The organism is Paraburkholderia sp. Ac-20340, from assembly GCF_017104965.1.
Classification (GTDB): Bacteria; Pseudomonadota; Gammaproteobacteria; order Burkholderiales; family Burkholderiaceae; genus Paraburkholderia.
This window is the reverse complement of the sequence record NZ_JAAGPR010000006.1, coordinates 1-24,825: the sequence shown is the minus strand read 5'-3', so window position 1 is coordinate 24,825 and position 24,825 is coordinate 1. Positions and strand designations below refer to the sequence as shown.

General features: G+C 61.6%; 25 protein-coding genes. 14 read left to right on the top strand and 11 right to left on the bottom strand.

All coding sequences use genetic code 11. The annotated features are described in order from the left end of the window. Window positions 1-305: 305 nt before the first annotated feature. From G3N59_RS09295 to G3N59_RS09280, 4 genes are all read left to right on the top strand, one after another. On the top strand, window positions 306-1,970 hold the full coding sequence (locus tag G3N59_RS09295) for a benzoate-CoA ligase family protein (protein ID WP_205982643.1): 1,665 nt from the start codon (window positions 306-308) through the stop codon (window positions 1,968-1,970). Next, on the top strand, window positions 1,967-2,791 hold the full coding sequence (locus tag G3N59_RS09290) for an alpha/beta fold hydrolase (protein ID WP_205982298.1): 825 nt from the start codon (window positions 1,967-1,969) through the stop codon (window positions 2,789-2,791). Before G3N59_RS09295 ends, G3N59_RS09290 begins: the two co-directional genes overlap by 4 nt. 363 nt (window positions 2,792-3,154) lie before the next feature. Beyond that, window positions 3,155-4,516 (top strand): HAMP domain-containing sensor histidine kinase, encoded by a 1,362-nt coding sequence (locus tag G3N59_RS09285; protein WP_241023315.1) that lies wholly within the window; start codon window positions 3,155-3,157, stop codon window positions 4,514-4,516. Beyond that, window positions 4,513-5,550 carry a response regulator gene (locus G3N59_RS09280; protein WP_205982297.1) on the top strand — a complete coding sequence of 346 codons (1,038 nt, stop codon included), beginning with the start codon at window positions 4,513-4,515 and terminating at the stop codon, window positions 5,548-5,550. The genes G3N59_RS09285 and G3N59_RS09280 overlap by 4 nt, the downstream gene beginning before the upstream one ends. A gap of 40 nt (window positions 5,551-5,590) precedes the next feature. Here G3N59_RS09280 and cqsA read toward each other — a convergent pair whose 3' ends face one another. Further along, window positions 5,591-6,889, bottom strand: coding sequence for an alpha-hydroxyketone-type quorum-sensing autoinducer synthase (gene cqsA / locus G3N59_RS09275; RefSeq protein ID WP_205982296.1), 1,299 nt, complete (start codon window positions 6,887-6,889; stop codon window positions 5,591-5,593). A 1,016-nt stretch (window positions 6,890-7,905) separates the two neighbouring features. After that, window positions 7,906-9,105 (bottom strand): GGDEF domain-containing protein, encoded by a 1,200-nt coding sequence (locus G3N59_RS09270; protein ID WP_205982295.1) that lies wholly within the window; start codon window positions 9,103-9,105, stop codon window positions 7,906-7,908. Window positions 9,106-9,418: 313 nt separating this feature from the next. On the opposite strand from G3N59_RS09270, the gene G3N59_RS09265 reads away from it, so the two are divergent. The 3 genes from G3N59_RS09265 (at window position 9,419) to G3N59_RS09255 (ending at window position 10,553) form a co-directional block, all read left to right on the top strand. Next, window positions 9,419-9,691: a DUF2795 domain-containing protein gene (locus tag G3N59_RS09265; protein ID WP_205982294.1), complete on the top strand. Its 273-nt coding sequence runs from the start codon at window positions 9,419-9,421 to the stop codon at window positions 9,689-9,691. 221 nt (window positions 9,692-9,912) lie between these two features. Beyond that, complete coding sequence (locus tag G3N59_RS09260) at window positions 9,913-10,263, top strand: response regulator (protein WP_205982293.1); 351 nt, start codon at window positions 9,913-9,915, stop codon at window positions 10,261-10,263. Window positions 10,264-10,346: 83 nt separating this feature from the next. Beyond that, entirely contained in the window at window positions 10,347-10,553 is a 207-nt protein-coding gene (locus tag G3N59_RS09255; protein ID WP_205982292.1) for a hypothetical protein, read from the top strand. A gap of 64 nt (window positions 10,554-10,617) precedes the next feature. Here the strand turns inward: G3N59_RS09255 and G3N59_RS09250 are convergent, their stop codons facing one another. Continuing rightward, complete coding sequence (locus G3N59_RS09250; protein ID WP_205982291.1) at window positions 10,618-10,887, bottom strand: hypothetical protein; 270 nt, start codon at window positions 10,885-10,887, stop codon at window positions 10,618-10,620. Between the two features lie 157 nt (window positions 10,888-11,044). Here G3N59_RS09250 and G3N59_RS09245 point away from each other — a divergent pair, with 157 nt between their 5' ends. The 4 genes from G3N59_RS09245 to G3N59_RS09230 all read left to right on the top strand — a co-directional run bounded on the left by G3N59_RS09245 (window position 11,045) and on the right by G3N59_RS09230 (window position 15,521). Next, the gene (locus tag G3N59_RS09245) at window positions 11,045-11,977 is read left to right on the top strand and encodes a LysR substrate-binding domain-containing protein (RefSeq protein ID WP_205982290.1); all 933 of its coding nucleotides are present in this window, start codon (window positions 11,045-11,047) and stop codon (window positions 11,975-11,977) included. A 90-nt stretch (window positions 11,978-12,067) separates the two neighbouring features. Then, window positions 12,068-14,212, top strand: coding sequence for a phospholipase C, phosphocholine-specific (locus G3N59_RS09240; RefSeq protein WP_205982289.1), 2,145 nt, complete (start codon window positions 12,068-12,070; stop codon window positions 14,210-14,212). A 92-nt stretch (window positions 14,213-14,304) separates the two neighbouring features. After that, on the top strand, window positions 14,305-14,910 hold the full coding sequence (locus G3N59_RS09235; RefSeq protein WP_205982288.1) for a TetR/AcrR family transcriptional regulator: 606 nt from the start codon (window positions 14,305-14,307) through the stop codon (window positions 14,908-14,910). Window positions 14,911-14,999: 89 nt separating this feature from the next. Further along, window positions 15,000-15,521: an Rrf2 family transcriptional regulator gene (locus G3N59_RS09230; RefSeq protein WP_205982287.1), complete on the top strand. Its 522-nt coding sequence runs from the start codon at window positions 15,000-15,002 to the stop codon at window positions 15,519-15,521. 65 nt (window positions 15,522-15,586) lie between these two features. On the opposite strand, the gene G3N59_RS09225 is transcribed toward G3N59_RS09230, so the two are convergent. Then, complete coding sequence (locus tag G3N59_RS09225; protein WP_205982286.1) at window positions 15,587-16,792, bottom strand: NAD(P)/FAD-dependent oxidoreductase; 1,206 nt, start codon at window positions 16,790-16,792, stop codon at window positions 15,587-15,589. Window positions 16,793-17,089: 297 nt separating this feature from the next. Continuing rightward, a complete protein-coding gene (locus tag G3N59_RS09220) occupies window positions 17,090-18,313 on the bottom strand; it encodes a YbfB/YjiJ family MFS transporter (RefSeq protein ID WP_205982285.1) in 1,224 nt (407 codons plus the stop codon). 136 nt (window positions 18,314-18,449) lie between these two features. Between G3N59_RS09220 and G3N59_RS09215 the strand changes: the two genes are divergently transcribed. After that, a complete protein-coding gene (locus G3N59_RS09215) occupies window positions 18,450-19,244 on the top strand; it encodes an SDR family oxidoreductase (protein WP_205982284.1) in 795 nt (264 codons plus the stop codon). Between the two features lie 129 nt (window positions 19,245-19,373). Here the strand turns inward: G3N59_RS09215 and G3N59_RS09210 are convergent, their stop codons facing one another. The 6 genes from G3N59_RS09210 to G3N59_RS09185 all read right to left on the bottom strand — a co-directional run bounded on the left by G3N59_RS09210 (window position 19,374) and on the right by G3N59_RS09185 (window position 22,600). Next, on the bottom strand, window positions 19,374-19,538 hold the full coding sequence (locus G3N59_RS09210) for a DUF1328 family protein (RefSeq protein WP_205982283.1): 165 nt from the start codon (window positions 19,536-19,538) through the stop codon (window positions 19,374-19,376). An 88-nt stretch (window positions 19,539-19,626) separates the two neighbouring features. Further along, on the bottom strand, window positions 19,627-20,205 hold the full coding sequence (locus tag G3N59_RS09205; protein WP_205982282.1) for a hypothetical protein: 579 nt from the start codon (window positions 20,203-20,205) through the stop codon (window positions 19,627-19,629). A gap of 33 nt (window positions 20,206-20,238) precedes the next feature. Next, window positions 20,239-20,529, bottom strand: a complete 291-nt coding sequence (locus tag G3N59_RS09200) for a DUF1488 domain-containing protein (RefSeq protein ID WP_241023314.1) — start codon at window positions 20,527-20,529, stop codon at window positions 20,239-20,241. A gap of 134 nt (window positions 20,530-20,663) precedes the next feature. Then, a complete protein-coding gene (locus G3N59_RS09195; RefSeq protein ID WP_205982280.1) occupies window positions 20,664-21,029 on the bottom strand; it encodes a hypothetical protein in 366 nt (121 codons plus the stop codon). Window positions 21,030-21,259: 230 nt separating this feature from the next. After that, window positions 21,260-22,012: an alpha/beta hydrolase family protein gene (locus G3N59_RS09190; RefSeq protein ID WP_241023313.1), complete on the bottom strand. Its 753-nt coding sequence runs from the start codon at window positions 22,010-22,012 to the stop codon at window positions 21,260-21,262. Between the two features lie 261 nt (window positions 22,013-22,273). Then, entirely contained in the window at window positions 22,274-22,600 is a 327-nt protein-coding gene (locus tag G3N59_RS09185; RefSeq protein ID WP_205982278.1) for a hypothetical protein, read from the bottom strand. A gap of 298 nt (window positions 22,601-22,898) precedes the next feature. Between G3N59_RS09185 and G3N59_RS09180 the strand changes: the two genes are divergently transcribed. Together G3N59_RS09180 and G3N59_RS09175 are read left to right on the top strand one after the other, a co-directional pair. After that, window positions 22,899-24,398, top strand: coding sequence for a Fic family protein (locus G3N59_RS09180; protein WP_205982277.1), 1,500 nt, complete (start codon window positions 22,899-22,901; stop codon window positions 24,396-24,398). A 199-nt stretch (window positions 24,399-24,597) separates the two neighbouring features. Continuing rightward, the coding region (locus G3N59_RS09175) for a glycine zipper domain-containing protein (protein ID WP_241023312.1) at window positions 24,598-24,825 on the top strand (228 nt) is incomplete at its 3' end.

Here is a 24,825-nt window from a genome sequence, read left to right as displayed (position 1 = left end):
ATAGTGCTTGACACGCACCTTGTTGGTCCCTGATTTTCCGATAAAAGTCGTCCAAACGACAAACCCGCCAAGGAGACCCCAGCCCTCGCAAGGATTCCCCGGCCGGATCACGGCTCTCTGCGACGCCGCCTGCACGGCATCGGCAGGTGGCCGGTAGGCGGGCAAATACTCGCCAATACCTATTTACCAGGCAATCCGTATCAATTCGAATCTCCCAGCCATCCCCCGATACCGTAGCGCTCACAACGACAACCGTCCGCCCGCGACGCGAGCCGACGAAAGACAGCGGAGACAGCAACGTGGATATTCAGGCAGCGCCGCCGCTTGCGGCGCGCGAATGCGTAGCGGCGGCCGCGCCGCCTCCCGCGCAGTTCAACTTCGCGGCACACCTGTTCGCGCTCAACGCGGCGCGCAGCACCCAGACCGCCTATATCGACGATCACGGCACGCTCGCGTACGGCGAACTCGAAGCGCGTGCCCTGCGCTTTGCCGCTGCGCTGCGCGCACTCGGCGTGCGTGCCGAAGAACGCATCCTGCTGATCATGCTCGATACCGTCGAGTTGCCCGTGGCCTTTCTTGGCGCGCTGCACGCGGGCGTCGTGCCGGTGCTGGTCAACACGCTGCTCACGCCCGCCGACTATGTGTATATGCTCACGCACAGCCGCGCGCGCCTGGTGATCGCTTCGGGCGCGCTATGGCCGGTCGTGAGCGCCGCGCTCGATGAGGCGCATGGCAGCGATTGCCTGCTGGTCGTTTCCCAGCCGCCCGAGGCTTTAGAGTCCGACGCTTTAATGCCCGACGCTTTAAAACCCGATGCGCGCGAATACCATCTCCTGCACGAACTGATCGAGTCCGCCCCGCCCGCCACCCGCGCCGCACCCACCGGCTGCGACGACATCGCCTTCTGGCTCTATTCGTCGGGCTCGACGGGCAAACCCAAGGGCACCGTGCATACGCACGCGAATCTCTACTGGACCGTGGAGAACTATGCGAAACCGATACTCGGCATCCGCGAAAGCGACGTGGTGTTTTCCGCCGCGAAGCTGTTCTTCGCCTACGGGCTGGGCAACGGCCTGACCTTCCCGCTCTCCGTGGGCGCGACCACCGTGCTGATGGCGGAACGCCCGACCGCCGACGCCGTCTTCGTGCGCCTCGTCCGGCATCGCCCGACGATCTTCTACGGCGTGCCCACGCTCTACGCGAGCATGATGGCCTCGCCCGCGCTGCCCGCGCGCACCGACGTCGCGCTGCGCATCTGCACCTCGGCCGGCGAAGCCTTGCCGCGCGAGATCGGCGAGCGTTTCAGCCGTCATTTCGGCAGCGATATTCTCGATGGCATCGGCTCCACGGAGATGCTGCATATCTTCCTCTCGAACCGTCCCGGCGAAGTCGAATACGGCACCACGGGCCGCCCGGTGCCGGGCTACGAGATCGAACTGCGCGACGAAGCGGGCCGGCCCGTGCCCGATGGCGAAATCGGCGATCTTTATATTCGCGGCCCGAGCGCCGCGCTGATGTACTGGAACAATCGCGAAAAATCGCGCGCGACCTTCCAGGGCGACTGGGTCAGGAGCGGCGACAAATACCGGCGTCAGCCGGGCGGCTGCTACGTCTACGCGGGCCGCAGCGACGACATGCTCAAGGTCAGCGGCCAGTACGTCTCGCCGATCGAAGTCGAAATGGCGCTCGTGCAGCACGAAGCGGTGCTCGAAGCGGCCGTGATCGGCGTCGAGCAGGACGGGCTCGTGAAAACCTGCGCGTTCGTCGTGCTCAAGCCCGAGGCGCGCGCCGCCCAGACCGCCCCTGCCGATCTCGCGCTGACGCTCAAAGCCTTCGTGAAGACGCGGCTCGCGCCACATAAATATCCGCGCGACATCCTGTTCGTCGACGATCTGCCCAAGACCGCCACGGGCAAGATCCAGCGCTTTCGCCTGCGCGAACAGTTCCAGACGCCGGGCGGATCGGCATGAGCGACAGCCGCTTCGTCGAACTCGCGGCCCAGGGCGCGCGCGTGGCCTGCACGATCGAATATCGCTGGGTTGGCGTGACGCAGGCGCACGCGCCGCTTGCCGTGTTTCTGCACGAAGGACTGGGGTCCGTGGCGATGTGGAAGGACTGGCCGCATGCGCTGTGCGAGCGGCTCGGGCTGCGCGGGCTCGTCTATTCGCGGCCGGGCTATGGGCGCTCCACGCCGCGCGCGCATGCGCAACGCTGGCCGCTCGATTTCATGGCGCGGCAGGCGCACGACGTTCTGCCCGCCTTGCTCGATGCCATCGGCATCGGCGCGCACGAGCGATCGCAGATGTGGTTGATCGGCCATAGCGACGGCGCATCGATCGCCCTGCTGTATGCGGCGCGCTTCGCCGACGCGCTGGCCGGTGCCGTCGTGATCGCGCCACACGTCTTTGTCGAGGACATTTCCGTCGCGAGCATCCGCGCAGCAAAAACCGCCTTCGAGACCGACGGGCTGCGCGCCAGGCTCGCGCGTTATCACGACGACGTGGAATCCGCGTTCTACGGCTGGAATGACATCTGGCTCGATCCGGCTTTTCGCGCGTGGAACATCGTCGGCGAGATTGCGTCGATTCGCGCCCCGCTGCTCGCCGTGCAGGCGCGCGACGACCAATACGGCACGCTCGCGCAGATCGAGGCCATCGGCACGCAGGTGCCGCATGCGCGCGTACTGACGCTCGAAGCGGGCGGACACTCGCCGCATCGCGACGCGCGCCAGGTGCTGGACGATGCCATCGCCGCATTGATGCACGAGCACGACGCACGCCCGCAACGCTGATCCCCCGCCGTTTCTATCCGCAGACCATTCGATGCGCACCGCATCGAACTGGCGCGTTATCACGCGCAGCTTGCCAAAATGTGTCACTGCGGCCCTGGCCATGCCACATCGGCAGGTCACAATGAGGTATCGTCTGCACTGGCCGTCATGACCACTGTCGTGACCCGTGCGCGGCCACGGCGCAAGCGGCGCGCCAGCGAGACATCCACGGGAGACCACCCGGCCGCACGCAGCAAAGCCGCAGTCAGGCACCAGCAAGGCAGCAGAACCGCAGGCCGGAATGGAACGTGCATCAGCGAACGTCAGCCCGTGCATTGCAACCCAGGCGACGATTTACGCGGCATCGAATTCCGGCATCGAAACATGAGCGATTCCACCCTGATGAACGTATCGAGATTCACGTCGCGCGCGCGGCGCGGCTGGGCGTCGTTGAGACCGCGCGTGGCGTACGCTTTCGCACCCGCGCTACGCAACCTCCAGTACGTAAAAAGGCGCATGCGACCGCTCGCGGTGGTCGCCAGTATCGGCTTCCCGCTTTATTACTATGTCTGGAAGGACCTCTTTCCGCAGCCGTATGAAAACCTCTGGCTGCGTTTGATCGGCGCATTGCTGTTCGTGCCGGTTCTCGCTTTCGAGCGCTGGCCGGCGTCCGTCAAAAAGATTTTGCCGTGGTACTGGTATCTGGCCACGCTTTACGCGCTGCCGTTCTTCTTCACCTTCATGCTGCTGAAGAACAACGGCAATGACGTGTGGGTCGAAAGCGCGCTGATCGCGGCCTTCGTGATGGTGCTGCTGCTCGACTGGCTGATGCTGGTGCTGCAGTTTCTCGTGGGCATCGGCCTCGCTCTGCTCGCCTATGTGCTCACGACCGATCCAATCGTGCTGAATGCGAACTATCTCACGCATCTGGCGATTTTCTCGTTCGCGGTGGCGATCGGCGCGGTGGCCAATTACGATCAGGACCGTATCCAGATCGAACAGGAGCGCGCCATGCTGGCCACCGCAGGCAGCGTGGCGCACGAACTACGCACGCCGCTGGTGGCGATTCGCGTGGGCGCGGCAGGTCTCATGCGCTACCTGCCTGCGCTGCTCGATACCTATGCATTAGCCCAGCGCAGCCGTCTGGCCGTGCCGAAAATACGCGTGGCGCATCTGCATTCGATGCAAGGCGTTGTGAGCCGTATCGAACAGGAAGCGTTGCATTCGAATGCAATCATCGACATGCTGCTCGCGACCGCGCGCTTCACAGGCGGCGCCATGCAAAACGCAACGTCGTGCTCGATTGCGCATTGCGTCGAAACCGCACTCGCGCGTTATCCGTTTCGCGAAGGCGATCGCGCACGCGTGCATTGCAATCTACGGCCTGATTTCGAATTCAACGGTTCGGAAATGCTCACTGTCCACGTGCTGTTCAATTTGATGAAAAATGCATTTCGACATATGGGCAGTATCGAAGGCGCGCATATTTCGATCAGGCTCGAAAGTGCCAAACGGTTCAATCGGCTGATTTTTAGCGATACAGGTGCGGGTATTTCGTCCGAAGTCTTGCCGCACATCTTTACCCGCTTTTATACTTCATCCACCGCCACCGATGACGTGTCGCTCGGAGCAGGAATCGGGCTGGCATTCTGCCGCGATGTCATGCAAGCGATGGGGGGAGCAATTGCCTGCTCTTCGGTGAAAGGCAAGTACACCGAGTTCGTTTTGACATTCCCTGCGCCATGACGAAAGCCACTCCGAAATCCATTCAGCCCCTCTCCTGGCCGACCACTGCCGCGTTCGTCGACGACAGCGCGGCGTTCCTGTCGAATCTGAGCCTGCAACTCGATCCGGAGCTGGCGTTTCGCCTCTTCAGTTCGCCTGCGGATGCGCTGCGCTTTCTGAATGGACGCGCTGCGCTGGATCAGCCTGCATCGCCCATTTTCAGCCCCTATCTGGACCGCACCGAAGAAAACGATGCGCATCAGGTGATTGCCATGCGCGTGGATGCAATCCGCTCGCTGGTGCACCGGCCTGCGCGCTTCGAATCGGTTTCGGTCGTCGTGGTCGATTACGACATGCCGGAGCTGAACGGCATCGAATTCTGCCGTCGTCTTGCCAATCCGGCGATCAAGAAAATCGTGCTGACCGGCAAGGCCGACGAACATGTGGCCGTGAAGAGTTTCAACGAGGGTGTGATCGACCGCTTTATCCGCAAGCATGAAGTCGATGCAGTGGAAACCCTCAATCAGACGATCCGCGATATGCAAAGCGCGTTCTTCGACAAGACCTGCGGCACGGTGCTCGATGCGCTTGCGGTATCGGAATATGCGTTTCTCAAGGACGTCGGGCTCGCGAAGCATGTGCAGGGCATCTTCGAAACGCTGGGTATCGTCGAGCACTATCTGTCTTATCAACCTCACGGACTGCTGATGTTCGATGCCCAGGGCACGGCGTATCTGCTGATCCTGCACACCGACGAATCGCTGCGTGGCGTGCGGGAAATCGCCGTCGAACAGGGCGCGCAAGCCGCGTTTCTCGACGAGATCGACAACCATCGCAGCGTGCCCTACTTCTGGCGCACCGAAGGCTACTATCCGTCGCAATGCGTGGAATGGCAGCCGTACATGCATCCGGCATCGGTATTCGAAAGCGATCGCCGTTATACCTATGCAATCGTCAAGAAGCCTGCGGGTCTCGCGCTGGACAACGTGCTGCCCTACGACGCCTACCTGAACCGGCTCGACCGCGAGATTCAGGCGGCGTGGAACTCTCACTGAGACTTCCACACCCGCCCCTTCAAGGCGGAAACGCGCTACTTCACGCTGCCACCGGCAGATTCACCAGTGTCGGTGCCTGAAGCACGCGCACGCGGCCTGCGCCGCGCTCCATCAGACGGCGTGTGGACGGCCAGTTCCACATCTGCACTTCGTCGCGAATCGCTTCGCAGACATCCACGAGCCGCTCCAGTTCCGACTCCGCCAGCGCTGCATTGATCGAGAGCCGCACCAGCGAGCGGTTCTGCGCCGTGGCCGGCGCGCAGAACACCGAACCGAAGATGCCGCGCGCTTCCAGCGCATCGCGCAACACAATGGTTTGCGGCTCCGGCCCGGCTTCGAGCGCGATGATTTGCGTCTCACTTCCATTCAGGTTGTAGCCCAGATCGGTGAGCCTCGAGCGCAGATAACGCGCGTTCGCCGCTACGCGCGCGCGACGCCAGTCGTCGCGCTGGATCACGGCCAGCGTGGCCGCCAACCCCGCCGTTTCGTGTGGCAGCAACGTCGAGCTGAAGATCGCCGGCAAGGCCTCGCATTTGAAGTATTCCTGGAAACGGCGCGAACACGTGACGATGCCGGCGCGCCCCGCGAAAGCTTTCGCGAGGCTCGCGGTGCGAAAATGCACGCGGTCGGTAAGGCCCAGTTCGGCGACCATTCCCGCGCCGTGCGGTCCGTGTGTGCCGAGCGAATGCGATTCGTCGACCACGAACACGCAATCGTGCGCGGCGCAGACATCCGCGAAGGCCTGCAGCGGGCAGACGCTGCCATTGGTGCTGTATACCGAATCGACGATCACGATGCCCGGCCCATATCGCAGAATGCGCTGTTCGAGATGCTCGACATCGTTGTGGAAGAAACTGATCGCCTTGGCGCCCGCGCTGCGGACGCCTTCCCAGAGCGACATATGCGCCATCATGTCGACGTAAACCGGCGTCTGCGCGTTCGCGATCGACTGGATCAGCCCGGTGTTGGCCGCGAAACCCGACTGGCACAAAACGCTGGTTTCAGCGCCCATATAGCGCGCAAATGCGTCTTCGAGCTGCAGTTGCGGACAATCGTCGCCATGCAGGAACACGCCTGACATCAGCAGGCCGTTGCCTTCGTTGCGGATACTGCTGGCCATCGCATCGACAATCTCAGGATGGCGCGCGATCGACAGATAATCGTTGCTCGACAGATGCAGCGCGTTGGCGTCAGGCACGCGGCCGCGCATGATGTGACCGCCCGCCCAGCTCTGCTGCACGCGCTCCCCGTAGTAGCGGTCCACACGCGCGGCGAGGAAAGCCGGCAGTGCAGCGTCGTTGTTGTGCGCATCCCGCCAATTGTTATTAGTCGTTTGCATCTCAGGCTCCAGTGGTTGATGGCCGCCTCCCCGCAGGCGACGTCCCGTCAAAGAACCTTTGGGATGGCAGGCCGGTAATAAGCCCACGCCGGCCTGGCACACGCGCACGGACGTAGCGCGGCCACACCGGCAATGGGCGTTTGAATGCAGAAATAACGAAGACGGATGAGCGCGCGCAGGGCGCACGACACGCGACGGACGCGCGCATGGAGACAGGCCCCGCGCCGGCTGCGCCAGCAGACACGGGTGCGCCCGCGTGCGTGTGTCGCATGAACACAGGCACGGGCGCACCAACACGTGCGCGGCGCGCTACAGCGCGCGGAACCACCCGGCGCAACCGGCCGGACCTTGCGGCCCGAGGCGCGCCGTCTCCCTTTGATGCGTCCGGCGCTCACGCGCACGAGGGCAAGCTCATGCGCACGGGTATTCGCGCGAACGCGCACGCAAGGCAGCGGTTTCGCAGGCGAACGGACTCGCTCGACGCCGTGGGCGGGCGCCTCGACATCCGTACGAATCCCGCTTTGCGTGATCGCCACTGGGTACCAAGGAAGAGACGCCTGCCCGAAGAATGCGGTGTCTGCCAAAGCTGCGCGAATGCAGGGCCGCGCGGCCGGCTGGAATGAACGTTGCATGGAACGTCACCCACACCTTTTGATAATTATCCTTTAAAAACAGCGACGTGACTGATTTCGTCCGCAACGAGATGCTGTTTGCATAGCGAAACGATTGCGCCCTGTTGTATCGCATAAGCCATCGGGCTTAGCGCGTTTTTTGGCATCCATTTCGCATGACTGCCAGCGTTGAGTCAGGACTTCGAAATAGATTCGACAGACTCGCAGCGGGTCACGCTCGCGCGATCCGGTTTGCAGTCCTGTTGTGCTGGCGCGCTAGAGAGCAGGTCCGATGCGGACAATATTGCCGGTTTTCATTTGAATTTTTTGTGACACCGGCAAAGGCTGACGGCTCTATTCGATTACCGGGGTCAGGACACCGGTTGCGCGGCTGCTATGCGGTGACTATGCCGTCACCACGCGGTCGCGGCCGCGCGTTTTGGCCTCGTAGAGCGCGGCATCGGCGCGCGCCATCAGGTTGGCCAAGGTGTCGCCGATCTGCAGGATGTCCACGCCCGCGCTGAACGTGAGGCCCGCATGCGGCGCCGTTTCCTCCTGCGATAGGTGCGCAGGCAACGATTCCTGCCCTTGCAAGGGCGTATCGCCGCCGCGCCGCACGGCCAGTGCGGCCACGCGCAGTGCGTCGAGCCGCACGACCGCATCTTCGCGCGAGATCGCGGGCAGCAGCAGTGCAAACTCCTCGCCGCCAAGGCGTCCGAACAGATCGGATTCGCGCACGCCGGTTGCCACCACGCGGCCGAAATGCGCCAGCGCGCGGTCGCCCGCCGCGTGGCCGTAGTGATCGTTGATGCCCTTGAAATGATCGATATCGACGATGGCGAGCACCACCGGCGTGCCCTTCGCACGCGCGGTATCGAGCAGCGCCAGCGCCTGCGCAAGGAAGGCGCGGCGCGTGAGCGCGCCCGTCAGTTCGTCGCGATTGGCAAGGCGCTCCAGACGCTCGGCCATGCGATCGTGCGCGAGCAGCACCATGCCGATCGACAGCGAAGGCAGCACCAGAATCCCCAGCGCGAGCCAGACGACGTTCAGCGGCGTGGCCGCCAGCAGCGTGGTCTGCTCGACGAGGCCCGCGCCATACACCACGCCGCGCAAGCCGTGCGCGCAGCCGCCCAGCCATGCCGATGTGGTGACGAAACGATAGCTGTAGACCGGGCGGCCCGGCGGCCGGTAACGCAGCGCCATCCAGCCGACCACCGCGTAAATCGACGCATGAAATGCCGAGACCAGTGCGATGCGCGCGCCCAGGCTCGGCTGCGCCCAGCACCACCAGGCACTGCCCGCCGCGACCAGCGCGCAACCGGCCCAGGCGAGCGGCGCACGCGGACGCAGTCCGAAGAATTCGCGGCAGCCTTCCAGCACGCGCGTCACGGCCATCGCGAGCAAGGTATTGGAAACGAGGATCGTGATGAACGGCACACCCAGGCGTTGCATGCCCGTCAGCACGAGCGCCACGCTCGCCCACACATAAGCGCCGATCCAGCGGCTCACGCCCGGAATCGCCGCAGGCCGCAGCGAACCGAGAATGGCAAGACTCATGATGCTCGAAAGCACCGTAACGAGGAGGATATTGACGGGATCTAGCATGAATGGCGCGCGCCATCGCGTGCAGGCGAAATAGGGCTCGCATCAGTTTAGGGCAGAAACTTTAGAAATATGGTGTCGGCATATGAATTTATGCCTTTCCTTTCGTTAAGGATTGTCAGAGCGCTTATTCAGTAAATTATTCCGGTCTGAATTTCATGATGTTTTATGAATTCGATTGCATGCACATTTAATTCTCGATGAATTATTTCGGCATTCGGATTTTATGCATTGCGCACCAACGCATGAGCGGCCATATCGATCGACGGGAACAGCAACTGCTGAGTAATGGGCAGATCAATCGCAGGAGACGCTCATGTCTACCGCAACCACTGCCTCCGACTCCCCGCCGGACAATCCGCGCGAGGCGCTGGTCGAACGCGTGCAGCGCGCCGTCGACGGCGTGTCTTATCCCGCGCACCCGCCCACGCTGATCGAAGCAGCCGGCCAGCAGCACGCGGATATCGACGTGATGGATGCGCTGCGCCGTCTGCCTGACGAAGCGTTCGGCAGTTTCCCGGAAGTGTCGGCTTCGATCGTCGCGGGACTCGACGCGCGCGCCCAGCCGCGCCGCGACGTGCCGGGCTGACGCCGTCCAGCGAGATTCAGGGAGGCCTCATGACGCAGATAAAAACCACGGGAACGGAAGTTGCTGCTGTGAAGCGCACGTCGGTCGGGCACAAGTCCGATCCGGCCAGCCCTCGTCCGCGCGGGAAAAATCAACGGCAGGAGCCGATCGCGAAGAACAAAGGCATGCACGAAGTCGCCCACCACCAGGCGGCCGGTGCGCGCCGCTCAGGCAAACGACGTATGGCTACTGTTTTACTCGTCGACGACGATATCAATGCGCTCAACGCACTCAAGGAACTGGTCGGACAGGAAGGCTATCGGGTCAGAACCGCCGAAGACGGCTCGGTGGCGCTAAAGAGCGCGCTGGCCGATCCGCCCGATGTCGTCATTTCCGATTGCATGATGCCGCGCATGGACGGCCTCTCGCTGATGCGCGAAATGCGCCGCAGCAGCCGCCTTGCCGATGTGCCGCTCGTGCTCGTGTCCGCCATCGTGACGCCGCCGCCGGATGCCGATGTCGACGGCTTTTTGCGCAAGCCTTTTGCGGTTGCGCAACTGCTCGATCTGCTGCATCGCATTGCCGGGCCGTGATGGTGCGTCCAAGCCGCCCAGGGTACGCGCGATGCGCATTATGCGGTGTGATCTTGTCGATCCGTTAGATCCAGGAGAAAGCCATGACCGACTACGCAGGACGCTCACAGGACGACCGCGTTGCACAACGCAAGCATGAGAAGCAGCGCGCCCAGGAGCCGCCGGGCGGCGATATGGCCGTTCACGGCACCGAACCCGACAGCACGCACAGCAGTGGCGAACTTTCCGAGCGCGGCAAGGACGTCTGGCGGCGCGGCGCCGGGCTGGATGGCGGCGGAAAGAGCGATTGATCCGCTCTAGCAGTGCTGCGCGCGCTTCGTTCAAGCGCGCGCAATGGTTTATGCATGCATCGTTTCAATGACGCTTCGCGTTACGGGTATTTTTATTCGCCTGAGCATCGTTCTGCGTGCGCTCCTGATACGCATCGCCGCCCCAGCGGTCGGTGTCTTCCAGACCGCGTTCCAGATCCTCGTGGCCCTGGACGCCAACCGAGCGCGGCTCGTGCGGATGTTTCGTCGCCACTGGCTCGCCGCCTTCATGGCGCGGATGCTTCACCTTCGCATCTTCGTCCAGTTCATGGTTTTGCGCCGGCGGGGGTTCCGTGCGCTTGCGCTGATCGTTCATGGCGAGCCTCCTTTCGAGTGCTTCAAATCGTGCGGCGTGCGAGAAAGCGTCTACTCATCGCGCAAACCCGGTGCCCGCTGTTTCTGCGTTAATCCGCGCCTTAACGAAACTGTCGCGCATGCACGGTAGAGTCGATTCCATTTGCCGTTCGGAACCTATGCTCGCCCCGCTCCTCGCGCCGCTTGTCGCCGCTTTCTACGAAACTGTCCGGCATGGCAGCATCACCGCCGCCGCGCGCCATCTCTCGATCAGCCAGCCCACGGTTACCGCGCGCATCCAGCAACTCGAAAAGCACTATGGCGTCGAGCTGTTCCATCGGCGCGGCAGCCGCGTAGAACTCACGCAGACGGGCGCCGCGCTCATGCCGCTAATCGACAAGCTGATGGAAAGCGAACTGGCGATCGACTGCGCGCTACGCGACGGCCGCGCACTCGATACGGGCAGTTTCCGGCTGGGCACGACCGGCCCCTACTACATTCTCCCGGCCGTCGCGGCGTTTCGCCGCCGTTATCCCAACGTGCAGATCGGCATCGAGGTCGGCAATTCGAAGGAAGTGCTCGATGCGCTGGTGGAGTATCGCGTCGATGTCGCGGTGTCGTCCAATCGTGTCGATGACCCGGCGCTCGCGCGCCACCGTATCGCCAGCGATTCGCTCGTGCTGGTGGTCAATCCCGCGCACGCGCTCGCACAGCGACGCAGTACGGACCTAGGCGTGCTCGCACACGAAACGCTGCTGCTGCGCGAGCCCGGCTCGCGCACGCGCGACGCCACCGAAGCCGCGCTCAAACGGCGCGGTGTCGAACCGGCGGCGATCATCGAAATCGGCAGCCGCGAAGCCATCTGCGAGGCGATTCGCCACGGGCTGGGCTGCACGCTGATGTCCTCGGGCGAAGTGCCGCGCGGCGTGGCGCTCGTCAGCGTGCCGATCGAGCCGGACGGTCCCGTCATGCACGAATATCTCTATCACCTCAAAAGCCGCGCGAACGCGCGCCTGATTGCGGCGTTCATGGGCATGCTCGACGCGGAACCTGCCGATCTCGCCATCGATCATTCGAATACTTCGCATAACGATGTAATCGAATCGATCTAATAGCGAAGTCAACGCAGCGCACTAGCGCAAAACCGCCTGCGCGCGTTCCGGGTACGATAGATTCACCACGACCCGGAACCACCAGGCATCATGACTTCGAAGGATCGCCGTCAATTCCTGCGCGCAGCCGCCACGGGCGCCGCGCTCGGCCTGTTTCCACCGGCCATCCGGCGCGCGCTCGCCATTCCCGCGAACAACGCCACCGGCACGATTCAGGATGTCCAGCATGTCGTGATTCTTATGCAGGAGAATCGCTCCTTCGATCAGTATTTCGGCACCTTGCCGGGCGTACGCGGGTTCGGCGATCGCATCACGATTCCCCAGCCGCAAGGCGCGAGCATCTGGCAACAAAGCGATGGTTCGCGCAGCATGCTGTCCTTTCATCTCGACAAAAGCAAGGGCAACGCGCTGCTCGCGGGCGGCGCGCACGAATGGCTCGACGCACACAGCGCCTGGGATCATGGGCGCATGACGCAATGGCCGAAATCGAAAGGCGATGTATCGATGGGTTACCTGGAAGCCGCCGATCTGCCGTTTCATTTCGCACTGGCCAATGCATTCACGATCTGCGATGCGTATCACTGCTCGCTGCACGGCGGCACCAATTCCAACCGTATCTTTCTCTGGACTGGTACGAATGGGCCGGGGCATGGTGGGTTCGAACCCCACGCGGTGGTGAACAACAATGGCTGGGACTGGCTGGGATCGTCGGCGAAAGGATTGAAATGGACCACGTATCCCGAACGTCTGCAGAAAACCGGCGTGAGCTGGAAAGTCTATGAAAACCAGCCCGATAATTACAATGACAATCCGCTTTGTGGCTTCGCGAGTTTTCGCAAGGTGAATGAGTCGATTAACGGCTCGCCCAATGTACCGTGGACGCCCGAGATCGAAACGGCTTCACCGCTTTATAAAGGCATCGGCAATACCATGCCCGACGGCGGATTGCTTCAAGCGTTGAAGGACGATATCGCAGCAGACCGTCTGCCACAGATTAGCTGGATCATTGCGCCACAAGCCTATTGCGAACACCCGAACGTTTCCACGCCGGATCAGGGCGCGTGGTACATCCAGCAGGTTCTGGACGCGCTCACAGCCCAGCCGGAGGTCTGGAGCAAGACTGTACTGTTCGTGAACCACGACGAAAACGACTGCTTTTTCGATCACGTGCCGCCGCCCGTTGCGCCCTCGCCTATCGCCGACGGCGCTTATGCCGGCAAATCCACGGTCAGCACGAAACACGAATATTTCACGGTGCCCAACCCGCCCGGCGACGAAAAACCGCTCACGCCCGATGGTCTGCCTTATGGCCCAGGCCCGCGTGTGCCGATGCTCGTGATTTCGCCGTGGAGCACGGGCGGCTTCGTCAACTCGCAGGCATTCGATCACACTTCCGTATTGCGCTTTCTGGAACGACGCTTTGGCGTGACGGAACCGAATATCAGCGCGTGGCGGCGCGCAGTATTCGGCGATCTGACTTCCGCGTTTAACTTCAGCACACCGAATGAAAAGCGCAATGCGTCGTTTCCGGCCTTGAACAAAGCGGCTGCCGATGCACTCAATGCTCAGCAGAGCAAGCTCAGGCCCGTGCCGCCGCCTGCGGTTGCGGATCAATCCATGCCGCGTCAGGCGAGACTCGCGCGACCGTCCCGTGCGCTGCCCTATCAATTGCATGTGCACGCGGGCGTCGACGGCCGCCGCCGCGAAGTTCGCCTGGTCTTCGTCAACGAAGGCAGCGCGGGCGCAGTCTTTCACGTCTACGACCAGCTGCATCTCGAGCGCATGCCGCGCCGCTACACCGTTGAAGCCGGCAAGCAACTGGCCGACGAATGGACACCGGAATCCGCCGACGATGGCCGCTTCGATCTCTGGGTGCTTGGCCCGAACGGATTTCATCGCGGCTTTATCGGCAACGTGAATAACCCATCACGCGGAGCGAACGCCGAAGCGCGTTTGCGCTACGACGCAGCGAACAATACCCTCACACTGACGATAGAAAACAGCGGAAGCGAGCCCGCCACGTGCAGCGTCAAACCCAACGCCTATACCAGCATCGCGACATACACGGCCACCGTCCCCGCACATGAGCGCGTCGAACAAAGCTGGCGGCTTGCCGCTTCTGGCGGCTGGTACGACTTCACGCTCAGCGCCCACGATGGCCTGGCGCGCCGTTTCGCGGGACGACTGGAAACTGGAAAGGACAGCATCAGCGACCCGGAAATGGGGAGCGTTTAAAGCGGCCTTGAACGTCCGCCAGTAAGACATTTCATATCGATTGATCTAAAATAGCGCCATCCGCCAGATAGCCACCAAACGATGGAGCCGAAATGGGCCGCCCCCGCGAATTCGACGAAACCAGCGTACTCGACGCCGCTTGCGGCGCCTTCTGGGCGCGCGGCTACGAAGGCACCTCCACACGCGATCTCGTGAAAGCCACCGGGCTCACGCAGCCTAGCCTCTACAACGCATTCGGCGATAAACGCGCCTTGTTCCTGCGCGTGCTCGATCACTATCTGGAGAACTCGCTGCGCGACCGGCTCGTGCGTCACGAAGCAGCCGCCACGCCGGGCACCGCCATCGCCGGATTTTTTGCGGAAACGGTGCAGCGCTCGCTCGACGATCCGGGCAAACGCGGCTGCCTGATGGTGAATTCGGGTCTGGAAGCCGCGCCCGACGACGACGAACTGCGCGACGCCATTGCCGCCGAAATCACGCAGATTCGCGACTTCTTTTTACGTTGCGTGGAAGCCGGCCAACGCAGCGGCGAAATCGCCAGAACGGTCAGCGCGCCGGAAGCGGCTCAACATCTGCTGGCCGTGCTGATGGGCCTGCGCGTGCTCGCGCGCATTCACCCCGAACGCGAATGGCTCACCGGCGCGGTTGCGCCCGCGCTCACCCTGCTCGGTCTCCTGCCGGGCAATACCGCGCATTGAGTCCTTTTTTATAGCGTGTTCGTGCAGCAGCAAGCAACGCCCAGCCGTGTTACCCTTATAACTCCGATTCAATCAGTCGTGGTATAGCCATGTCTTACATCAGCACCGGCGTCGAGTACGGTTTGCACTGTCTGCTCTATCTTGCCGATCCCGAAGGCGTGCGCGAAGCAAGCGTGCGCGATCTGGCCGAAATGCAGGGCGTTTCCGTCGATTACGCCGCCAAGCTATTCACGCGTCTTGCCAAGGCCGGACTCGTTTCCGCCACCGAAGGCATTCGTGGCGGCTTCACGCTCGCGCGTGCGCCGCATGCGATCACGGTGCACGACGTCGTCGAAGCCATCGACGGCGAAAAAGCCTTGTTCGATTGCCGCGAAATCCGCTCGCAGTGCGCGCTGTTCGACGATACTGCGCCGGCATGGGCCACGCGCGGCACCTGCTCGATTCACGCGGTCATGCAAGGCGCCGAGCGCAGCATGCGCGAAGAACTGAAAAAGCACACACTCGCCGATCTCGCTACACGCGCCAATGCCAAAGCGCCGGCCAGCCACGGCAAACACGTCGTTCAATGGTTTGGCGAACGCGCTGCAAGCCGGCGTAGCGATCGCGCTTAAAAACCGCAGACGCAAAAAAGGAGGCTCTTTTCAGAGCCTCCTTTTGCATTCCGACTTGAGCGGGATTACGCCACCACGATCCGGCGCGGGTCCGCCGAAGCAAACACCTCGGCGCGATCCGCACGCGGCGGGTAGATCCATTCGGTGTTGATGCGCGTCTTGAGTTGCTTGGCTTCCATGCCGCTCATCTTCACTTCACGCTCCCAGCCTTCCGTATAGACCGCGCCCCACGGGCCCAGATCGAGGCAGGTCACATATTTGGGCTGGCTGTACGCGATCGTTTCGAGACCCAGCAGATCGGCGGCGGCGTTGTGCCCCGCCGAGCGGCCCAGATTCATCGCATGCTGGCACGACATCAGCGTGCGGTTGCCTTCGTCGTCGGTGGCCGCGCTGGCGACATCGCCGGTTGCGTACACGCCGGGCACGCCTTCAACGGCCAGATTGGCGTTCACGAAGAGGCGGCCTGCCGCATCGCGCTGCGCCGGAATCTGCGCGGTCAGCGCGCTCGCACGCACGCCTGCGGTCCAGATCACGGTATTCGATTCGATACGCGTGCCATCGGCGGTTGTCACGCCTTGCGCGTCGATCGCCGTGACGCCGTGGCCGAGATGCCAGGTCACGCCCAGATCGCTCAATGCCGTTTCGATCACGGGACGCGGGCCCGGACCGAGATCGGGACCGATCGCGTCATTGCGCTCCACCACGACCACGCGCACGGGCGTGTTTTCGCCCAACGCGGCGCGCAGACGCGCCGGCATTTCCGCCGCCGTTTCAATGCCCGTGAAGCCGCCGCCCGCCACCACGACAGTATTGCGCGCGGGCGTATCGGGGCGTTGCGCCAGATTGCGGATATGCGTCTCGAGCTCGGCGGCTTCGTCGATCTGGTCGACGCTGAATGCGTGGTCGGCCAGCCCGGCAATCTCGGGGCGGAACAGCTTGCTGCCCGTCGCGAGAATGAGGCGATCGTAGTGCATCGTGAACGCACGGCCTTGCATATCGTGTCCGTCCACTTCGCTACGGTCCGTATGAATCTGCCCGACCGTGCCCTGAATGAATTTCACACCCACTGCGTCGAAGATTTCCGTGAGCGGCGCCTTCATATTCGCCGGGCCTTCTTCATACAGACGCGGACGCACATGCAGATGCGGGTCCGGCGCGATCAGCGCGATTTCGACATCGGTACGGCCAGCTTCGTCGATCAGGCGCGCTGCGCTCAGCGCGCTCCACATACCGGCAAAACCGGCTCCGACAATCAGAATTCGCTTCGACATATTCCACTCCTGTAGATCGTTGCGTGAGACCAGTAGGCCTCGAACTGCTGCATCTGGAAAACGCGCTGCGCCGTCGCAACGCATAACTACGATTCTATGAGTCGTAGTTATGCGAGACAATGCGACTTAATGAAACACACTGTTGACCGGAATCGCCATGATCGAGAGCGGCTCGGCGTGGAATTCATCGGATTAATCGATGAGATGCGTGTTCGTCTGATGAAATGAAAAACGCCCGCGTGCACCATGCACGCGGGCGCTTTACGACATTCTTTGACGATACAGACTCACCGCCGATTACGTTTTGCGCTTGCTCATCAATAGATCCACGATAAACGCCAGCGATAACGCAACTGCGCCGCAAGCAAAAATCAGCGCGTAATTTTCGTGCGTGTGCGAAAACAACCAGGAATAGCCGTAGCCGCCCAGGGCCTGAAACAAGGCAAAAGCCGTGGTCGCGCGGCTCCATGCTGCACGTTGCTCGACATGATCGTGAGCAATGAGTTCGTGAATACGGCCGAGCGCGAGCGGCACGATGCCAGGCGTACAGGCGCCGAGTATCAACGTCGCCGTAATGATCGCGAACGTCTGGTTCGATAATGCGAGCAAAGCGACGGCGGCAGCTTGCGTGAGCAGTGCAAAACGCCACGTCAGGCGAAAGCCAATGCGGTCGGCTACCTGTCCGCAGATAATCGGCCCTGCAATCGCGGCAATGCCATAGAGCACCCAGATATGGGCGCCGTTCGCTGCGCCCTGCCCAAGCCCGCGCGCCACATAGTCGACCAGCAGCACCATCACCGGCACCAGCCCGAGCGCATTGGCCGCGTACTGGCCGTAGAGCACGCGCAACGCGCCTGCCTGCTGCACATGGCCGTGCGGTGTGCCGGCCTGCTGCGGCGCAGAGGTTGCAATCGGCGCATCGGTACGCGGCCAGCCGAACCAGCTCATCGCCGTGAGCAGCAGCGCAATCGCGCCCAGCCCCATCCACGTCACGCGCAATCCATAGTGCAGAAACCACGGAATCACCGTGCCTGAAGCGGCAATGCCCAGACCGAGGCCAAGGAAGATCATCCCGCTCACGAAGCCGCGCCGCGCAGGCGGCACGTGCGGCAGGATCGAGGTCGCCACGAGCACCATGATCGCGCCGCCAGCCACCCCGGAAGCCAGCCGCCACGCAAAAAACCACGCCACCGAAAGTGGAAACGCACAGGCAAAAAATGCCAGCGTGGCCGTCAACATCAGCCAGCGCAGCGCATGCCGATTACCCAGCCGATGCGCAATCGGACGCCCCGCCAGAGCACCCAGCAGATAGCCCGCGAAATTCGCCGCACCAAGCGTGACGGCTTGCGAAGCCGTGAACCAGTGCGCCTGGATCAACGGCGGAATCAGCGGTGTGTACGCAAAACGCGCAAGACCAATGGCGACGAAGCTGCCGCACAGCCCGGCGAGCGTGGCGAACAACGCCTGCGCGTCGAGCCGGTCCGGTGCGCGCGCGCCCAGCGTGGAAGAAGTGGTCGACATGTTTGCTTTCCTCGTTTCTATATCAATCGATACACAACAGGCGAATTCTATATCGATCGAAATAAAACGCAAGCCTTGCGCGCAGCGAAATAGCGTGCGCAGTACACTGCCCGTTCTTCATGAGACGGGAGCCAGCATGAAAATCGACTTGTCAGGAAAACTTGCGCTTGTGACCGGATCGGCCGCGGGCATTGGTCTCGCCATCGCCAAGGGGCTCGCCGGCACGGGCGCCAGCGTGATCGTGAGCAGCCGTCACGAATCCAATGTGGGCGATGCCGAAGCCGCCGTGCGCGCTGCGGTGCCCGGTGCGCAGGTGCAGGGTTTCGTCGGCGATCTTTCGAATGCGGCGGGCTGCGAAGCGCTCGTGAAGGCGTATCCGAAAGTGGATATCCTCGTGAACAATCTCGGCGTATTCAAGCTGCAGGACTTCTTCGAGATTCCCGATAATGAATGGCTGCGTTTCTTCGAAACCAATGTGATGTCGGGCGTGCGGCTCTCGCGTGCCTACGCGCCGGCGATGGCCAAACAGGGTTGGGGCCGTATCGTGTTTATCTCGTCGGAATCCGGGCTGAATATTCCCGCCGATATGATTCACTACGGCATGACCAAAACGGCGCAGCTTTCGGTGGCGCGCGGGCTGGCCAAAGAGCTTGCGGGTACGGGCGTGACGGTGAATTCGGTGCTGCCGGGCCCGACGCTTTCCGATGGCGTAGAAGCCATGCTCAAGGACGAAGTGGCGAAAACCGGCAAAAGCGCCGAGGAAGTCGCGGCCGCCTTCGTGCGCGAACATCGTTCGACTTCCATCATCCAGCGCGCGGCGAGCGTGGAGGAAGTGGCGAATATGGTGGTGTATGCATGTTCCGTGCAGGCTTCGGCAACCACGGGCGCGGCATTGCGCGTGGATGGCGGCGTAGTGGATACGATCGCATAACCATCATTCGGTATCCTGATCGAATCGATAGATAAAAAATCGGCCCGCATTTTTACATGCGGGCCGATTTTTCTGGCCATAGACCGGTGACTGGCCCCGTAACCGTTGATCAGCGATGCGTGCGCTGTATTATCCGCGCCGCACCACGCCCATCAGCAGCGTGACAAGGAAAATAACAAGGAAAATAAAGAACAGGATCTTGGCAATCGAAGCCGCACCCGCTGCAATACCGCCGAAGCCAAATACAGCGGCGATAATCGCGATGATGAAGAAAATGACTGCGTATTGAAGCATGACGTCCTCCAGTCTCCGGTTCGCTCCGGGTTAAGGTCAGGCGCCGCGCATTGGCGGCGGAAAAAATTGTCGGTTTATCGGTTAAGGCTTAGTGCTTGAGCGGCTCGACAGTTTCGCTCGGATCGAAATCGCTCCAATGACCGTCCTGCCAGCGCCCGTTGGCGCGTTCGATTTCAATGCCGCCTGCTGCGCCCAATACATCGGCGGCTTCCTGCTGCGTTTGCGAACTCACATGCACGGCCACCAGCACGCCCGATTCGCGCGCTGCCGGCGTGCCGTCGGGATCGTGGCCGATATCGGGCCGCTGGCCGCGTCCACCGCCGCGTGTCTGCCACAGCGCGCCCGCCAGCGTCCCCACGTAGGCGCCCACACCGGCGGCGACCGCCAGCACGAGCAGCGAACGTAAAAAGAGGAGCGAAAGCACGATGGCCAGGATCACGCCCACAAGCGCGCCTGCAGCCGCTCCCGCTCCTGCGCCAAGCGAAGCCCAACGCGATTGCGGATCGGCGAAGCGGTCGCCGCCAACCGGAAAGCGCGCATGCTGGCCGCCCGGGTTGACGTAAAACAGCGACACGTCTTCATCGACGAATCCGTTGGTGTGCAGCCTGTCGATGGCCACTTCGGCGTCGTTGAACGTCGTGAAGCGGCTCGCTACGATCAAAGACATGGCATGACCTCCTGTTTTGCCCGGCCCGCTGCGTCAATGCTTGATATCGACGCTATCGGGCGCGCGGAAGCGGCCGCTATGCAGCACCACCGCGCCGCCCGTCTGCTCGATAACCCGCGAACAGACCGCGTGAATACGCGCCTGGCCGCGCTCGAAGGCCTCGCGCAACGGCGCTTCGAGCGCCGACGGCGCACCGAAGTGATCTTCCAGCGCCTCCGCGGTGATCGAGCAATCGAGCGGCTCGCCATCCACTTCGGCGACAAAATGCATCTGCAGATTCGCGCCGTCGAATTGCGGCGGATCGTTGCGGTAGTGGATATTCATCCTTTGCGTCCTTTCGTTGCTCACGCGGGTTTCCGGTGTTCGTTCAGGCACCCGCATTCACCATGTCCCTTTACAGTGAGCAAACGCGGTGCCTGACGTTGCGGCCACGTGCTTACTGGGTCGCTACTGAGCCGCTACTGAGTCGTATTGGGCGATGTCGTCTGCGGCATCTGCTGCATGGTGTTGCCGTGCGAACGCGGCATCGTGCTGGGTGCGCGGTTCGGCGTCGCGCCCGTTCCAGCACCCTGGCCGCCGCCCACGCCGGTCGTGCCCGGCGAGCCATAACCGCTGTTGTTGTAGCCATTGGCCGCGTTGCCGTTGCTGTTCACGTTGTTATCCGGCAGGACACCCGCTGCACCCGCAGTATTGCCTCCGCCCGCGCCTACGCCGTTGCTGCCGCCCATGCCGCCAGAACTGCCCGCGGTGCCGCCCGCTGCGAAAGCCGCGCCGGAAATCGCCATGGCGAGAGTCAATGTCACTGCCTTGATCGTCGGTTTCATCGTCGCTCTCCTTCGAATTGATTCGTTTGTCAAAATGCGGTCGCACACGCAATGGCGCGCGCCGCGCTTACGCCTTTTAAAGCGCAATCGATGTGCCACGCGTTCAGCACAAAAGATTTATCGAAGGGGAAATTCAGAAGTAAAACGGCCCGCATTGCGCGGGCCTGAATCAGGGTGAAACCACAAGGCTAAATCAGAAATTAGTCAGTCATACGAAGCATGATCTGAAATCACGCCTGATGGGTAGGCGCATGCCATCCATTACGCTGGAACGTGGTAGCGAAAAACAGCACCTGATAACGGATGGAGTTCGACCAGTACGACCACGTGTGCCCGCCCGGACGCTCCGCATAATCGTGCGGCACGCCCAGCGCAATGAGTTTTTCGTGCAGCGTGCGATTCGACTGCACGAAAAAGTCGTTCACGCCGCAATCGATCGTCAGCGCGATATGCGCATGCTCGAATGTATCCGCGCCTTCGATAATGGCGTTACGAGTCCAGAAATCGGCATGACGCGCGGGATTGCCGAAGATCTTGTCGATGCCGGGTTCGTCCTCGCAATTACGCGGATCGACCGCGCCGCTGATGCTGCCCGCCGCGCCGAACGCCTCGGGATGATCGAGCGCGATGCGCAGCGCGCCAAAACCGCCCATGCTCAGGCCCGTGATCGCACGCGTCTGACGCGTGGCGAGCGTGCGGAAATGCGCGTCGATATACGACACGACCTCCGTGCCCACATAAGTTTCGTAACGGCTCGCCGTGTCGAAAGGACTGTCGATGTACCAGCTTTCGTGGCCGCCGTCGGGCATCACGAGCATCACGTGATAGCGGTCCGCGAGCTTGCCGATCTGCGTGTTCGAAGTCCAGTCCGCATAGTTGCCGCCCGAGCCGTGCAGCACATAGATCACCGGAAAGCGCGCCGCGCCGCTGCCGCGCGCATAGTCGTCGGGCAGCACCACGGTGGCGTCGAACGCGCGGTGCATGGCCGCGCTCGGGATCGGCACGGTGCGCGTCTGGAAGGCGAAAGCAGGCGCACCCAGCAGCAGTGCGAAAAGAGGCGCTAAAAGTAACGCTAGAAGCTTGAAGGGTCGAAACGTTAGGGCTGTCAGCATGAGTTGGTCTCTTGTTTTCACTGCCACCTGAGGCACGACGCCTGCGACGACTCTAACAAGGCCTACTTACAACCAAATTTCTACGAACCCTACGGCTTCCTTCATATTTCTTTTTCAGTTTGTGCTTAGTCCCTAATCGCCATTGCGCCTGCGCCGGCGCAAACGCCCCTGCGGCTCGCCCTCATGCAGCAGACCTTTTTGCCGCGGCGTCAGCGGATCGGTCAGACAGGGCTCGGCATCCAGATCCTGCTCGAAACGCTCCCAGATGCCCGCCGGCGTATTCGCCGATCCCACCCGCGTGCCGACCATCAGGCGCACCTGATTCGCGCGCCGGATCGTCGAGCGCAGGCGGTGTATCTCCCACAGCAGCCGCAATACGACCGGCAAGGGATGCCGGTCGTAAATATCGGCCAGCTCCGCCGCGGTGAGCGGCGGGAAATGACGATGGTTCCGTCCCATGATTGCGTCCTGCTTTCCGGTCCATTCGGCGCGCCGAGTACTGTATATATATACAGGTTAGCACACGTGGGAATTGTCCTGGAAGGTGTAGGAAATGGGGCCGGCGAGATGATCAAGCGCAATAAAAGTGATTTTTTCAGACACAAACATCGAAATTAAATGCACTATTCAGACACGCACGTTCGCTAAGAACCGGTTGAAGACACTTTTCAGACACCTATTAAGCTGCAGTTTTCAGACATAACAATAAAATAAAGTGACATTTCCAGACACATTTCCCGCCTTATAGCCTCCGAAGATGCAAAAAGTCGACACAGAAGCATCGGAGATCCTTTTTGTTGGGCAACTCAGCCCAACACAGGCGCGTGCGCTGAACCGCCGGCTCGACGCCGGGGAATTCCGTCGCATCTATCAAGGGGTCTATACCGCCAATCTTCATAGTCCGCTGGAAGCCGTTGTCCTGCGAAACTGGACAGCAATAGTTGGATATCTGCTACCAGATGGCGTACTCGCGCTCAGGTCTGCTCTCGAACATCGACCCGTGGGCGGCGTTCTCTATATCAGTCGCGGCCAACGACGTCGATCGATCGAACTTCCTGGTCTCACACTGAAAGTCCTTCCTGAGCGCCCGGCCATAACGGACGGACCGGCTCCAGATATCGCCAGTCGCGGCGTTCATTTTCCGAGCGAGGAGCGAGGACTACTCGAGAACCTCAGCCGGACGCGAGGCGACGAAGCCCGTACGTTATCCCAGCAGGAAATCGAAGCGCGCCTCGACAAAATTTTGACCATACGGGGCGATTTCAAACTCAACGACCTTCGCGATCGTGCTCGCGTTGTCGCTGAAAAACTCTCAATGCAAAGAGAATTTGCGCGCCTGGACGGCATTGTCGGCGCCTTGCTCGGCACACACGAAGAAAAGAAACTCCGAAGCAAACAGGCGCTTGCAAGAGCAGCGGGACGCCCCTACGACCCTGATCGTATCGAACTATTCGATGTGCTCCATGCAACGCTCGTCGAACATATATTCAACCCACTCGACGATCCGGCGTCATCGGGCATGGCACTGGAGAATTTCGCTTTTTTTGAGGCCTATTTCTCGAACTTCATTGAAGGTACGACCTTCGAAATCGACGAGGCAGAGCAAATTATCTTTGAAGGTCTCGTCATTCCGAATCGATCAGAAGATTCACATGACATTCTCGGTACTTTTCAGGCGGCGACTTCGGCTCAATGGCGCGTTCGTCCACCTGAGGACGCCGGGCAATTCCTGAATTGGCTTAAGACCGTTAATGCGCTGGTGATGCAAGCCCGACCCGACAAGAATCCGGGACAGTGGAAAGAGAAGGCCAACCAGGCGGGAAACTCTCTCTTCGTTTTGCCAGAACTGGTGGCCGGAACCTTGCGCGAAGGATTCACCCGGATTGCCGCGCTACACGATCCCGTCGCTCGTGCACTCATGACGATGTTCGTCGTCACTGAAGTGCACCCGTTTCGCGACGGCAACGGCAGAACCGCGCGCCTTGCGATGAACTGCGTGCTGAGCGCCGCTGGCGTTTGCCGGATCATCATCCCAACGGTGTATCGCGAGGATTATCTGTTGCCCTTAAAGCGACTCTCGCATACCAAAGAAGCTGAGCCGTATATTCGTTCGATGATTCGGGCATTGAACTGGACCGCAAGTTTCGATTACGCCCAATCTCGGGAACACCTCAAACAGACACTGAAAAACTGCAATGCATTTGAGGAGGACCTGAAGAACTTCAGGCTCACATTTCCGGAACCGTCATCGCACTGATCAAGCCAACTCTCCAGTACAAAAAGCGTTCCGTCCCTCTGTTCCTTTATTTCACTCCTCGCAAAACCCTCTCTCAAATCGCCGAAGGTTTGGGATCATTTTGTTACAGGTCTTACCCCACGCGGCTTCTGGTGTTACAGAAGCCTTTCAGATTGCCCGTTATACTCCGCTCCATCTTAAAAAACGAATGGGCAAGTCCATGTCGAAGAAATTCATCCCGATGGTTGCGATTGCGGCGCTCGCCGCTGCGGTTTCGTTGCCTGCCATGGCCGGCGACATGAACAACGCGCTGGGCGGCGCGCTCGGCGGTGTGGCCGGCGCAGCGCTGGGCGGTGCGGTCGGCGGCAGCACGGGTGCCGTGATCGGGGGTGCAGTGGGCGGCGGCGCCGGTGGCGCAGTCACGTCGAACCGACGCGAGCGCACGGGA